Here is a 13,629-nt window from a genome sequence, read left to right as displayed (position 1 = left end):
TGCTTTGCAAGTGCGCGGTGCGCTACACTATGGCGGTGAGCCAAACGCCCATCCATGAACTGAATGACCGGACACGCATGATTTTCCGGATGGTGGTTGAAAGCTATCTGGACAATGGCGCGCCCGTAGGCTCGCGGACCGTTTCCAAATTTGCAGGGTTAAACCTGTCGCCTGCCTCCATCCGCAATGTCATGCAGGATCTGGAGGAAGCAGGTTATCTTGCCTCACCCCATACCAGTGCTGGACGGGTGCCAACCGAAAGCGGTCTTCGCCTGTTCGTTGACGGCATGATGCAATCGGCGGCACCATCGGTTGAGGAACAGCGCGCGATTGAATCGCAAATTCGCGGCGATGGGCCGATTGAGGAGGCGCTGGCGGCCGCAACGTCGGTACTGTCGGGTCTGTCCGCCTGCGCCGGTATCGTGCTGGTGCCAAAGCGGGACGCGGTCCTAAAGGCCTTTAGCTTTGCGCGCCTGTCCCCATCGCAAGTGCTTGCGATCGTGGTCGGGTCCGACAACAGCGTTGAAAACCGGCTGGTGTCGATTGACCCGGCGATCAGCGAGTCCATGTTGGTGGAGGCTGCAAACTATATTTCGGCGCGCCTATCGGGATTGACTTTGTCCGAAGCGCTTGAGCGCCTCGATAGCGAAATTCGGGCCGAAAAGGCGGAGTTGGACGTGGCCAGCCAAAAATTGGTGCGCGATGGCCTCGCAATTTGGTCGCTCGATGCCAATGACCGGCCAGTGCTGATCGTGCGCGGGCAGTCGAACCTAATCGACGAAGCCGCCGCCGCCGACCTTGACCGCGTCCGGCAATTGCTTGACGAGCTTGAGAGCAAAGAGGAAATTGCGCGGCTGGTCGACAGTGCACGTGAGGCGCAATCGACGCGGATTTTTATTGGTTCGGAAAATAATCTTTTCTCGCTTTCGGGGTCATCCGTCATCGCCGCGCCCTATCGGGAGGCAGGGGGCAAAGTCGTCGGCGTCATTGGCGTCATTGGTCCGACGCGCCTGAATTATGCGCGCATTGTACCGATGGTCGACTTTACCGCGCAGGCGCTGAGCCGTTTAATTAAGTGATGCGCGGGTAATTAAATGATGCGCGGGTTGATGAAATAAAATTGCTTTCTATATGCGAGCAGCAACAAACGACCATGCCGTCGCAACGTAATTGGGTTAATCAGGTTTATGACAAAGAAGAAATCAGCCGCAGCCGATCCCGCTGTAGAACAAGAACTTGAAGGCGTACCAGAGCATATGAAAGACGATACGCCAGAAGGAACCGACGCTGCCGATGCGAAGGTTGCGGCGCTTGAAGAACTGCTCGCCGCTGCACAGCAGGATGTTTTATACGCGCAGGCCGAAACGCAGAATGTGCGGCGCCGTATGGAAAAAGAGGCGCAGGACGCGCGCGCTTATGCCGCGACGGGATTTGCCCGCGATGTGCTTTCGGTCTCCGACAATCTATCACGCGCTTTGGAAGCAATTCCGACCGAAATGCGGGAGAGCGAGGCGATGAAACCGCTTGTCATCGGCCTTGAAGCGACGGGCCGCGAGTTGGACAGCGTCTTTGCCAAAAACGGCATTACGCGCATTGCCGCAATGGGCATGCCGCTGGATCCCAATCAGCATCAGGCAATGGTTGAAATTCCCAGCGTTGATGTCGCACCGGGCACCATTGTCGCCGAAATGCAGGCGGGATATATGATTAAGGACCGCTTGCTGCGTCCTGCTTTGGTTGGGGTGGCGAAGGCTGCGGAGTAAGCCCGTCCACTTCTGATATATTAGGTCCTGACCCTCGGCCGGGGGTGGCGTAAGGTGACGCGCTCCGCTATCGAGCGCGTCATATGACAATAGCGGCAATTTCGATGGACCGTCAGTCCCCTTGGCGCGATGAACTTCGCGCGACCCTGTCGCTTGCCTGGCCTTTGATCCTGACGAACCTGTCGATGTCGTTGATTGGCGCCACCGATGTGGTGATGGTGGGTTGGCTTGGGCCGACCGAGTTGGCAGCGGCGTCATTGGGGTTCAACCTGTGCATGACGGCGGCGATTTTCTGCATGGGCCTCGTCACCGCGACCGCGCCGATGATGGCAAGCGAGCGCGGCGCAAAGGCGCATTCGGTGCGCGATATCCGCCGCACATTCCGGCAAGGATTGTGGGTCGCGGTTGCGGTCATGATCCCGATCTGGCTGATCTTGTGGCAGACGGAAGCCATATTGCTAACGCTTGGCCAGCAAGCCGAACTTGCGGTAAAGGCGCAAAGCTATGTTCGCGCCTATATGTGGTCGATCCTGCCATTTTTGTGGCTGATTATCGCGCGTAATTTCCTGTCGGCATTGGAGCAGCCCTTATGGTCGCTCGTCATCGGCATATTGGGCGTTTTTGCCAATGCGGCATTTAATTATGTCCTCATTTTCGGGAAGCTGGGCGTGCCGGCCTTGGGCATAATCGGCGCAGGCATTGGCAGCATATTGGCCAATATCTTCATGTTTTTGGGCATGGTCGCGGTGATCACCTATCATCCCAAATTCCGGCGATATCATCTGTTCGGGCGTTGGTGGCGCAGCGACTGGCCGCGGTTTCGGGCGCTGTGGAAATTGGGCCTGCCGATAGGCGTGACGATGGGCTTGGAAGGCGGCGTGTTTGGCGTTGCGGTTATGCTGATGGGGTTAATCGACACTGCGTCGGTCGCGGCGCATGCCATCGCGCTTCAGGTAGCAAGCGTGACTTTCATGGTGCCGCTGGGCCTTGCGCAGGCCGCAACGGTGCGTGTGGGCATTGGCTATGGCCGGCGCGATCTTGCGCTTATCCGCCGTGCCGGTTGGACCAGCTTCGTCATCGGAACGGGGTTCATGGCGGCGATGGCGGTGCTGATGTGGCTGTCACCAGACTTGTTGATTGCTTTATTCATCGACCGCGATGCCGCGATCAATGCAGAGGTTGTGCGACTGGCCGTCAGCTTCCTTGCCATTGCCGCCTTGTTCCAGATTGTCGATGGCGCACAAGTCGTGGGCGCGGGCATGCTGCGCGGGTTGCACGATACAACAGTGCCGATGTTGTTTGCCGCCTTTGGCTATTGGGTCGTGGGTATTGGCGTCGGCGCATGGCTGGCGTTTTCGCAAGGGTGGAACGGGGTTGGCATTTGGGTTGGCTTGGCGACGGGACTTGGCATTGTCGCGGTGCTTATGCTGGTGCGTTGGTCGATGCGCGCGCGGCTTGGGCTGTTGCCGTTAGAAGATTAGAACACCGTCATATTGCGCCAGCGGCGGCGCGCCTGCGACCTTCGCCCCGTGACGCAAAAGGAATATGTGCCGGACGATTTCGGCTTGCTGTTCCAACCCATATTGGTCGAGCGTCCATCCCGGCTTTAAGCTATAATCATAGCGGCAAAAGGGATGCCGCCGAAGTGGCAGGCATATGCCCTTTTGGTGCTGCCACACATGCACAAGTTCTTGGATGAACAGGCCTTGCGCGCTGAGATTAGCATCGCAAAAATCATCGCAGAATAAATTACCCTTGGGGTGAAACCATATATGGCCGTTTGGGGCCATGGTCACGCGGCGCGGCTGAAACCAAAAATATCTGCGGTTGTGGATGCGGATGCCATCATAATCGAGCGCGGACCCGAAAACGGATTCCGCCAGCGCCCGTTCCCGGACGGTCAGGGCCCTGCCAGATTTATGCGCGCCGAACATGTTCAACCATCAATGGCTTTCTTCTCGTCCGGGTCACTGCCGTCGATTTCTTGCACTCGCGCCTTTACCAATATGCGGACATTGTTCGAAAACAGGAATTCGGTCTCAATCACGCCCAAGCGACGGGGGATGACGTTGACGCCCCAGATCATCACATGCTTGCCACCTTTTTTGAAGGCAATTTTCTCGCCAGACGGGATGAGCACGCGGTTCATAGGCGCCATGGTCACGGCACCTGTTTTTGTATCGACCGAGACATCGTGCATTTCAATGCGAACGGCAGATGGAGAACTTACGCGCAGCAAATGCACATCCTCCGGCCCGCCATAGACGTTGAAGTGCAGGACCGACGGGTTGCTGTCGACAGGCGACAGCGTCAACACCGCCTCTTTCACTTTTAGCTGCGGTGTCGGGCCGCATCCGGCCAGCAAAAGGGCCGTCGCGACGGCGCTGATTGTGAATATACGTCGGTACATAACGTTCTCCTTTTGCTGTTGGGTGTGTGCGCCGAAGCGGGCAACCCATACAGAGTTTTCACTTAATATTTTCCCTATCTAGGAAGGCCGAAGTCTTGTGCCAAGAGAATTGGCTCCTATATCGCCGCTACAACGTCACGTTATGCAAAACCCCAGTGCCTGATAGGGCTGGTGCGAAACGCGACAGGGTAAAGTTCAATTTTTAAAATTTCGGGGTAAGTTTTTATGGCTAAAGTTATTGGTATCGACTTGGGCACGACAAACAGCTGCGTTGCGGTAATGGACGGCGGCAAGCCAAAGGTCATCGAAAATGCAGAAGGCGCACGGACTACGCCATCGATCGTGGCCTTTGCTAAGGACGGCGAGCGCCTAATCGGCCAGCCAGCCAAGCGTCAGGCTGTCACCAATCCGGAAAGCACCATTTATGCGGTGAAGCGGCTTATCGGCCGTCGCTTCGATGATCCTATGACCAAGAAGGATATGGGCCTCGTCCCGTATAGCATCGTCAAAGGCAAGACCGGCGATGCATGGGTAAAAGCCGGCGGTGAAGATTATTCGCCCTCACAAATTTCGGCATTCATCTTGCAAAAGATGAAAGAAACAGCGGAAGCCTATTTGGGCGAGACCGTTACGCAAGCGGTCATCACCGTTCCAGCCTATTTCAACGATGCCCAGCGTCAGGCGACAAAAGATGCTGGCCAGATTGCCGGTCTTGAAGTGCTGCGTATCATCAACGAGCCAACCGCTGCGGCGCTTGCTTATGGCATGGACAAGGATGAGAATAAAACCATCGCGGTCTATGACCTTGGCGGCGGCACGTTCGACATTTCGATCCTAGAGGTCGGCGATGGCGTGTTCGAAGTGAAATCGACCAATGGTGACACATTCTTGGGTGGTGAAGATTTCGACAGCGTGCTTGTCGAGCATCTGGCTGCCGATTTCAACAAGGCCGAAGGCATTGACCTGACGAAGGACAAGCTTGCGCTGCAACGTTTGAAGGAAGCGGCGGAAAAGGCGAAGATTGAATTGTCGTCAACACAGACGACCGAAGTCAACTTGCCGTTCATCACTGCTGACCAAAATGGTCCAAAGCATCTTGTGAAAACCATCACCCGTGCCGATCTTGAAAAATTGGTCGATGACCTGATCAAGCGCACGCTTGAGCCATGCAAAAAGGCTTTGGCTGATGCGGGTATCAAGGCCGATGGCATTGATGAAGTCGTGATGGTCGGCGGCATGACCCGCATGCCCAAGGTGCGCGACGTCGTGAAGAATTTCTTCGGCAAGGAGCCGCATACTGGCGTGAATCCGGATGAAGTTGTCGCCATGGGCGCCGCCATTCAGGCGGGCGTTTTGCAAGGCGACGTTAAGGATGTGTTGTTGCTTGACGTGACGCCATTGTCCTTGGGTATCGAGACGCTGGGCGGTGTATTTACGCGCATGATCGACCGTAACACGACGATCCCGACCAAGAAGAGCCAAGTATATTCGACGGCCGAAGACAATCAAAATGCCGTGACCATTCGCGTATTCCAAGGTGAACGTGAAATGGCGGCGGATAATAAGCTGCTGGGCAATTTTGACCTGGTTGGCATTCCACCTGCACCGCGCGGCGTGCCGCAGGTTGAAGTGACCTTTGACATTGACGCCAACGGCCTCGTCAGCGTGACCGCCAAGGACAAGGGCACAGGCAAGGAACAGCAGATCAAAATTCAGGCATCGGGCGGTTTGTCCGATGCGGATATTGAACAGATGGTCCGCGATGCCGAAGCCTTTGCCGAAGAGGACAAGAAGCGTCGTGAATCGGCAGAAGCCAAGAACAATGCTGAAAGCCTTGTCCATTCCACCGAGAAGCAGTTGGAAGAGCATGGCGACAAGATTGACGCTGCGTTGAAGGGCGAGATTGAAGCGGCTGTGGCGGAAACCAAGACCGCTATCGAAGGCGGCGATGCAGAAGCGATGAAGGAAAAGGCAACCGCCTTGGCCCAAATCGCGATGAAGCTTGGCGAAGCGATCTATAAAGAAGAGCAAGCCGCCGGCGCATCGGCAGATGCCGCATCGGAAGAAGCGCCAGCCGACGATAATGTTGTCGATGCTGAATTCTCCGAAGTCGAAGACGACAAGAAAGACTGATGTTGAATATTCCCGACCGTCGGCGCCGAAACGCAGCGACGGTCGGGAAGACCGGGGGGTTAGTCATTCATGAATCTCGACATTGATTATTATGAATTGTTGGAAGTCGAGCGGACAGCCGATGAGAAGACGCTGAAAACCGCGTATCGCCGGATCGCGATGGAATGCCATCCCGACCGCAATCCCGGCTGCGACAAATCCGAAGCCAAGTTTAAAGCCATTAGTCAGGCCTATGACGTGCTGAAAGATCCGCAAAAGCGCGCAGCCTATGACCGGTTCGGCAAGGAAGCGTTTGAAAATGGGGGCATGGGCGGCGGCGGTGGCCAAGGCGGCGCTGGCTTTGGTGACTTCTCCGATATCTTCGAAAGCTTTTTTGGTGACGCCTTTGGCGGCCGTCAGCGTGGCCCTGCGCGTGGCGCAGATTTACGCTATGATCTCGAAATCTCGCTCGATGAGGCCTTCCACGGCAAGGAAGCGGAAATCACCATCGACGTTGCAACGGCGTGCGGGACCTGTAGCGGCAGTGGCGCGACGCCGGGGTCCGGCAAACGTCGCTGCAACCTGTGTGCTGGCCATGGCAAAGTGCGGGCGCAGCAAGGCTTTTTCGTGGTCGAGCGCACATGTCCGACCTGTCACGGTCGCGGCGAAGTAATTGAGTCGCCATGCCGCGCTTGCGGCGGGGAAGGGCGGGCGGATGAACGCAAGACCATCGCCGTCAATATTCCGCCTGGCGTCGATGAAGGCACGCGCATTCGCGTGGCGGGCCGCGGTGAGGCTGGGCCAAATGGCGCGGCGGCGGGTGATCTGTACATCTTCATCCATCTATCGCGTCACAAGGTGTTCGAACGCGATGGTACAACATTGTTCTGCCGTGTGCCCGTCAGCTTCACCACAGCGGCGCTGGGTGGCGAAATCCGCATCCCGGGCCTCGATAGCGCGGAACATATCATTATCGTTCCAGAAGGCATACAGTCGGGCAAACAGCTTCGCCAACGCGGCGCAGGCATGCCCGTGTTGCAAGGGCGTGGTCGCGGCGACATGGTCATTCAAATCGACGTCGAAACGCCGTCCAAATTGTCCGCGCGGCAGAAAGAAATCTTGCGCGAGTTCCGCGAAACCGAAACGGGTGCAGAATGTCCGCAATCAACCGGCTTCTTTGACAAGCTTAAAGGCATTTGGGACGGCATCACCGATTAGGCTGGAGTGCGGTTGAAGCTCAGATCTGCATCTGATCCACCTCGGTCCGTAAGGACATAATGAGGGGGCGGATTTGCGTCAGCCGATCCTGCTCCTCATCCAGTATCGCGTGAAATACGCGTTTTTTGTAACTTTGCGCGCGGCCCGCCGAAAATTCATGGCCGGGCGGAAGCGACGATATCAGGATATCAATCATTCGCTCCGCGCCATGCAAACGGCCCCATAGATAGTCGTTTTCACGATAAGCGCGGCTGAAAAATGCCCCGAAATTGTTGAACTCGATACCCTTTAACATCGCTGCCGTGCCGCCTTTGCGGATAGAGGCGCAGTCGTCGGGGGATATGCGGTCCACCTTGACAGGGTCGAATTCGTCAAAGCCTTCATCCTGCAACAAAGGTAGGGTGGCGATGTCATATAATGCATAGCCCAAATAGCCGAGCAGCATGATCCGGCGTGCCTCAACCGGCAGGGTCAGCATGGCATCGCACAATATTTTGTCGACCTTGGCATCGGTGCGTACCAGACCCCGTTGTGCCGCAAGATGGTTCATCAAGCCTGCGGGATCGTCAATGCCAGATTTAACAGCCTGCGCAAAATCGGCGCCTAAAAACTCCGCCGTTTCCAGATCGAGGAACAAGGCAAGGCAATTGTAAATGGCATCGCGCATTTTGGCGACATCATCGTCCGGCATATCGATGACATTTTCGACCTCTTCGGTCAGATGCCGGGCGAGAGAGCGCAAGCGCCGAATGCGGAAACGCAGGTCGTGTGCGCGGAAAAAGGCAATTTGGCGCGCGGTGGCCTTGCCCTTATGCGGCGGCAAATGGTCGAGATCATAGGAGCCGATTTCTGTCCAAAGCGCAGCGCGCAAGTTGCGGAAAAACGCGTTTGATGCATCGGGCAAGCTGCGGCGTGCGGTGGCGACAATATCGTCAACCACGCCAGCGATTTTGAGATGGTTATAGGCGCGGTAACCGAAACCAGCGGCAATAATCGCCTTTTCCTGCGCCGAATTGCGCCATTTTTGCATGCGACTTGCGTTTGGCTGGGTGAGGAACCATGTCTTACCCAGCAGCGTCTCCACCATATGTTCCACCTCGCTACGCAAGCTGTTGATGACGCGCCGCGTTCGTTCAATACGTTCCGAACGGCCAGTGATTTTTTCAAGGCTGTCCCGAATGGGCTGTTCGCGCGGAATGTTGGACGACGCTCCCAATATCGTCGAAAAGAACCCCGGTGGTTTGCGCGGCATATTAGCGGTGCCGTCTGCATTGCGTTGGCCAAAACGGAAACCGGGGCGGCCGGGCGTGGGGTCGATATAGACAAAGCGCCGGTCCACTTCGCGGCGTGCGGGGCGGTTGCGCAAGGCGGAAATTGCCTGATTAAACGGCGCATTGGCCAATACCGATCCGTCGATCAACATCGTATCTTCGGCGGCATTGGCGGCAAATTGTTGCGGCAATATGCGCTTCAAAAATGCACTCCGGCCAAGCCAAGGGACATTTTGCCGCGCCAATAAACGGTCAAGTTCACGCACAGAAAATGGCGGGAAAGCGCCCGGGAAACTGGCCGTGGCACGTGCCGCAAAAATCAGCTCGGGAATGTCGGCGAGCCCCGTTCGCCCGCGTGTTGAAAAATCGACGGTGATGCGATGTTCGGACTCGGTAACTTCTTCAGGACTGTTGAGGCGAAGTACCCGATCATGCCCGTAATAGTCAGTTACCGTGACAAACAAATCCAGCGGCTGACTTGTGGGTAAAAGTGGCGGCTCTTTAGTGCTGGCACGCATGGCGTTCAGCGCATCGAGCAACAATTTCGAAAACACATTCCCGCCAAAGGGCGGCGCGAACCAGCGGGCGCGGACAAAGCGGGACAGCTTGGCGGCGACTTCCTGCTGCGCCTCTTTCGCGACTGTCCTTTCAACCGCGCCGCCGCGCCGACGCAAGATCATCCATGCAATCGGCGTTGCCCAAAATTTGGTGAAGCGCGACAGCGGGCGGGCGTCAGGATCAAGCAGTATGTCGACATCTGCCATTTCAAGCCACATATCGGTCAACGGCTCTAGCGATTGGCCCGTGACGATAGCCTGCGACAGGAATATGCCGTTGATGCCGCCCGCGCTTGACCCTGCAATAATGTCTGTCAAAACCCGTAACTTGACGCCGCTAACCCGCGACAATTCCGCAAGCAGGTCGTGATAGACACTCTCGCTGCGGCGGGTGGGGGGCGCGCCATCATGAAAAGCGCGGCTCGCGCGGACCATGTGCCAAATCTCGCGCGTGACGCCATGCATGTAAATGGCAAGGCTGACCCCGCCATAACAAATGAGCGCCAGCCTGAGTTCTTTTTCGCGCATAGCCATGATGTGGCATTAGGCCGCGCCACACGCAAGCGCTGATACAGAACACTTATGTCTTGAGTTCTTGATTTGTTCTGTTAACTATCCGGCATGGCAAAGGCAAAGCGCAAATATGTGTGTCAGGCATGCGGTTCGGAATCCAACCGCTGGCAGGGGCAGTGCGACGATTGCGGCGAATGGAACACCTTGACGGAAGAGGCCAAGGCCACTGTTTTTGAGCTAAAGCATCATTTGCACTCGGGCGGGCGTGCGGTTGAATTGTCCGGATTGAACACGGACATTAAACTGCCTGAACGTGCCTCGACGGGTATATCCGAATTCGACCGCGCTTTGGGTGGGGGGCTTGTGCCGGGTTCAGCAACCTTGCTCGGTGGTGATCCGGGCATTGGTAAGTCGACCTTATTGTTACAAGCCGCCGCAAACCTCGCGCGGCGCGGGCTGTCCGTTGCGTATATTTCCGGCGAAGAAGCGGTTGACCAAGTGCGCCTACGTGCCCGTCGGCTTGGCCTTGGCGATGCGCCGGTGCAGTTGGCTGCTGCAACCTCTGTGCGCGACATATTGACGACGATGGCCCAAGGCGCGCCGCCCGCTTTATTGGTTATCGATTCCATTCAGACGATGCACAGTGACCTTATCGAAGGCGCGCCGGGCACGGTCAGCCAAGTTCGCGCTTCGGCACAAGAACTTATCCGCTTTGCCAAGGAGCGCGGCACGGCGTTGATGCTCGTCGGCCATGTTACCAAGGACGGGACGATCGCCGGACCCCGCGTGCTGGAACATATGGTCGACACCGTATTGTCGTTCGAAGGCGAACGCAGCCATCAATATCGCATTTTGCGCGCGTCCAAAAACCGCTTTGGCGGGACAGACGAAATCGGTGTGTTTGCGATGGTAGAAGAAGGCTTGACTGAGGTTGGCAACCCAAGCGCTTTGTTCCTGACCGACCGGGCCGAACAGGTTACGGGGGCAACGGTGTTTCCGGCGTTGGAGGGGACGCGGCCAGTGCTGGTGGAAATTCAGGCGCTGACCGTGCGGCTATCCAGTGGCGCAACACCCCGCCGCGCCGTTGTGGGCTGGGACAGCGGCCGCCTTGCGATGATATTGGCGGTGCTTGAGGCGCGATGTGGCCTAAGCTTTTCAACCGCAGAGGTCTATCTCAACATCGCCGGCGGCTATCGCATTTCCGACCCCGCTGCCGATTTGGCGGTGGCGGCGGCGCTGGTTTCAGCTTTGGCGGAACGGCCATTGCCGTCCGATGCGGTATTGTTTGGTGAAGTCGCCTTGTCCGGTGAAATCCGTCCCGTCGCGCATGGTGCGTTGCGGCTGAAGGAATCGGCGAAGCTCGGGTTTGCCAGCGCATTAGTCCCGCCGTCGGTGAAAGGTCAGGCGGGCATTTCAACGCAAGAGTTCCGCACGCTTGCCAATCTCGTTGACCATATGCTGGGACGCTCCTAAATCTCATATAGGTGGTTGCAGGGGCGTTGAAATAGGACGCGTCCTGCCTTTTAATCGCGACGCATTTACGTAATTGGGGCAACAGGAATAGATGACCGCACTTGATATCATTGTCCTGTTCATGTTGGGCAGCGGGGCCGTATTCGGTGCCCTGCGCGGCTTTGTGCAAGAGGCTTTGTCGATGATCGCATGGGTGCTGATCATCTTGGCCGTTCGCATGTTCCACGCGCCCGCGACTGCGGCTTTGGCAGAGACTGTGGGTTCTGACTCCGGCGCTGCTGTGCTCGCCTTTTTGGCGCTGGTCATCGTGATTTTTGCATTGGGTAAATGGATTGCGAAATCGATTGGCGCCAGATCGCGCAGGTCCTTGCTTGGCCCCATTGACCGCATGCTTGGTTTTGGCTTCGGTATGGTGAAGGGCCTGATTATCGCGACCCTCCTTTTCCTGCTGTTCGTGATGGGATTTGATTTGGTCTATGGCGCGGATGAAGAGCGACCCGAGTGGATGACCAGTTCGCGCACCTATCCTCTGCTCAACGCCAGCGGTGATGCATTGTCAGAATTTGTCCGCGAACAACGCCTCGCTGCCGATAGTGGCACGGAAACGGCAAACTGATGGACTCAGCGCTCTACAATCGCGACATCTTGCGGTTGGCGACGTCTTTGGTCGCTGACCATCGCCTTGCAGAGCCGGATGGCAGCGCCGAAGTGCGTTCGCCCTTATGTGGCAGCCGCATTCAAGCGGATGTTGTGACGGACGCAGAGGGCATATTGCGCGGCCTTGCCCTGCGCGCCAATGCCTGCGCGCTTGGGCAGGCTTCTGCGGCTATTTTGACGCACAACGCCATTGGGACAGCTATGACCGAAGTTGCCAAATTGCGCGATGGCGTGGCGCAGGCGTTACAGCGGAAGGGCGATATGCCAAGCTGTTGGCCTGAACTCGCCTTGCTGGCCGCGGCATGTGATTATCCGTCGCGCCATGCTGCGATCTTATTGCCTTTTGACGCGATCCTTGCGGCCGCCGCGCAGGCCAAAGAGAAAAGCTGATGGAAACCGCGCCACACCATCTTGTCGCTGATGTTATGTTAGGCGGGGTGGTGTTGCTCGGTGCGGCGCTGTTGGCGGTTTTGATTTTCAGGCGTCTTGGCCTTGGCGCGGTGCTTGGCTATCTGGTCGCGGGCATTGCCATTGGGCCCGATGGCCTTGCGTTGATTGACTCACCCGAAACGATATTGGCCTATTCCGAAATCGGCATCATCTTGCTGCTGTTCCTCGTCGGGCTTGAGCTATCGCCGAGCAGGCTATGGCTGTTGCGGCGCGACATTCTGCTTTTTGGGCCGTTGCAGGTCATTTTATGCGGACTTGGCATGTTTGCCGTCATCCATTTCGCAATGCCCAGCTTTAGCTGGCAAGCCGCCTTAGTCCTTGGGCTTCCATTGGCCTTGTCTTCCACTGCGCAGGTGCTGCCCTTGCTGCAATCGCGCGGCCGGATGAAGACCGATTATGGTGAGAAAAGCTTTTCCATATTGTTGTTTCAGGACATTTCCATTGTTCCCCTGCTAACTATCGTTGCCGCTTTGTCGCGCGCGCCTGCCGAAGAAGGCGCGATTGAGGGATGGTATCTGGTATTATATGCCGTGTTGGCGATTGCCGGACTGGTGTTGGCCGGACGCTATCTGCTGTCACCGCTGTTGCGCTTGGTCGGCAAGATTTCAGAGCGCGAACTGTTCATCGTCACTGGCTTATTCACCGTCTGCGTCAGCGCCGCGGTGATGCAGGCGATTGGCGTTTCGCCAGCCTTGGGCGCATTTGTCGCGGGCGTTATGTTGGCGGAATCACCCTATCGGCATGAGTTGGAGGCCGACATTGATCCGTTCCGTTCGATCTTGCTTGGTCTGTTTTTCCTCGCGGTTGGCATGTTGCTCGACGTTGATGTCATTCTTTCGCGGCCCTTTTTCGTGGCGGGTCTGGCGCTGGCGCTGATCACGGTCAAGATCGCCATCATTTATGCGCTTGGTCGGGGCTTTGGCCTTCAAAACAAGCCGTCGATCATCATGGCGATGCTGTTGAGCCAAGGTGGTGAATTCGCCTTTGTGTTGTTTGCCGCCGCGCAGCAGGCCCTGTTGATTGAACCGGAGGCGGCGAGCCTGTTTGGCGCGGTCGTCACCTTATCGATGGCAACGACACCTTTCCTGATGATTTTTGCCGGCAAGCTTGCGGCGCGAAAGGTCAAGGGCGATGTCGCGCTTGATGACCCGGAATTGGCGGCACAAGCCAATGTCATCATCGTTGGGCATGGACGTTTCGGACAG

Annotated in this window: 12 protein-coding genes; 9 read left to right on the top strand and 3 right to left on the bottom strand. The window is 56.9% G+C overall.

What is annotated here, in order from left to right; all coding sequences use genetic code 11:
* Positions 1-35 precede the first annotated feature (35 nt).
* From hrcA to Q0O07_RS07945, 3 genes are all read left to right on the top strand, one after another.
* Positions 36-1,079 (top strand): heat-inducible transcriptional repressor HrcA, encoded by a 1,044-nt coding sequence (gene hrcA / locus Q0O07_RS07955; RefSeq protein ID WP_295492399.1) that lies wholly within the window; start codon positions 36-38, stop codon positions 1,077-1,079.
* A gap of 108 nt (positions 1,080-1,187) precedes the next feature.
* On the top strand, positions 1,188-1,763 hold the full coding sequence (locus tag Q0O07_RS07950) for a nucleotide exchange factor GrpE (protein ID WP_295492299.1): 576 nt from the start codon (positions 1,188-1,190) through the stop codon (positions 1,761-1,763).
* Between the two features lie 83 nt (positions 1,764-1,846).
* Positions 1,847-3,244, top strand: a complete 1,398-nt coding sequence (locus tag Q0O07_RS07945) for an MATE family efflux transporter (protein WP_295492298.1) — start codon at positions 1,847-1,849, stop codon at positions 3,242-3,244.
* On the opposite strand, the gene Q0O07_RS07940 is transcribed toward Q0O07_RS07945, so the two are convergent.
* Positions 3,233-3,697: a vgr related protein gene (locus tag Q0O07_RS07940; RefSeq protein ID WP_295492397.1), complete on the bottom strand. Its 465-nt coding sequence runs from the start codon at positions 3,695-3,697 to the stop codon at positions 3,233-3,235. The genes Q0O07_RS07945 and Q0O07_RS07940 overlap by 12 nt on opposite strands.
* 2 nt (positions 3,698-3,699) lie before the next feature.
* Positions 3,700-4,173 (bottom strand): copper chaperone PCu(A)C, encoded by a 474-nt coding sequence (locus tag Q0O07_RS07935; protein ID WP_295492297.1) that lies wholly within the window; start codon positions 4,171-4,173, stop codon positions 3,700-3,702.
* A gap of 225 nt (positions 4,174-4,398) precedes the next feature.
* Here Q0O07_RS07935 and dnaK point away from each other — a divergent pair, with 225 nt between their 5' ends.
* Together dnaK and dnaJ are read left to right on the top strand one after the other, a co-directional pair.
* The gene (gene dnaK, locus Q0O07_RS07930; protein WP_295492296.1) at positions 4,399-6,306 is read left to right on the top strand and encodes a molecular chaperone DnaK; all 1,908 of its coding nucleotides are present in this window, start codon (positions 4,399-4,401) and stop codon (positions 6,304-6,306) included.
* A 69-nt stretch (positions 6,307-6,375) separates the two neighbouring features.
* Positions 6,376-7,503 (top strand): molecular chaperone DnaJ, encoded by a 1,128-nt coding sequence (dnaJ, locus tag Q0O07_RS07925; RefSeq protein WP_295492295.1) that lies wholly within the window; start codon positions 6,376-6,378, stop codon positions 7,501-7,503.
* A gap of 19 nt (positions 7,504-7,522) precedes the next feature.
* Here dnaJ and Q0O07_RS07920 read toward each other — a convergent pair whose 3' ends face one another.
* Positions 7,523-9,859 carry a patatin-like protein gene (locus Q0O07_RS07920; RefSeq protein WP_295492395.1) on the bottom strand — a complete coding sequence of 779 codons (2,337 nt, stop codon included), beginning with the start codon at positions 9,857-9,859 and terminating at the stop codon, positions 7,523-7,525.
* Positions 9,860-9,952: 93 nt separating this feature from the next.
* Here Q0O07_RS07920 and radA point away from each other — a divergent pair, with 93 nt between their 5' ends.
* The 4 genes from radA to Q0O07_RS07900 all read left to right on the top strand — a co-directional run.
* Positions 9,953-11,317: a DNA repair protein RadA gene (gene radA, locus Q0O07_RS07915; protein ID WP_295492294.1), complete on the top strand. Its 1,365-nt coding sequence runs from the start codon at positions 9,953-9,955 to the stop codon at positions 11,315-11,317.
* Between the two features lie 91 nt (positions 11,318-11,408).
* Positions 11,409-11,933 carry a CvpA family protein gene (locus Q0O07_RS07910; protein WP_295492293.1) on the top strand — a complete coding sequence of 175 codons (525 nt, stop codon included), beginning with the start codon at positions 11,409-11,411 and terminating at the stop codon, positions 11,931-11,933.
* On the top strand, positions 11,933-12,364 hold the full coding sequence (locus Q0O07_RS07905; protein WP_295492292.1) for an iron-sulfur cluster assembly scaffold protein: 432 nt from the start codon (positions 11,933-11,935) through the stop codon (positions 12,362-12,364). Before Q0O07_RS07910 ends, Q0O07_RS07905 begins: the two co-directional genes overlap by 1 nt.
* Positions 12,364-13,629: monovalent cation:proton antiporter-2 (CPA2) family protein (locus Q0O07_RS07900; protein ID WP_295492291.1), on the top strand; the 1,266-nt coding region annotated here is incomplete at its 3' end. The genes Q0O07_RS07905 and Q0O07_RS07900, both read left to right, overlap by 1 nt.

Origin of the sequence: Sphingorhabdus sp. EL138 (assembly GCF_945890115.1) — a bacterium.
Classification (GTDB): domain Bacteria; phylum Pseudomonadota; class Alphaproteobacteria; order Sphingomonadales; family Sphingomonadaceae; genus Sphingorhabdus_B.
This window is presented reverse-complemented; position numbering and strand designations above follow the sequence as displayed.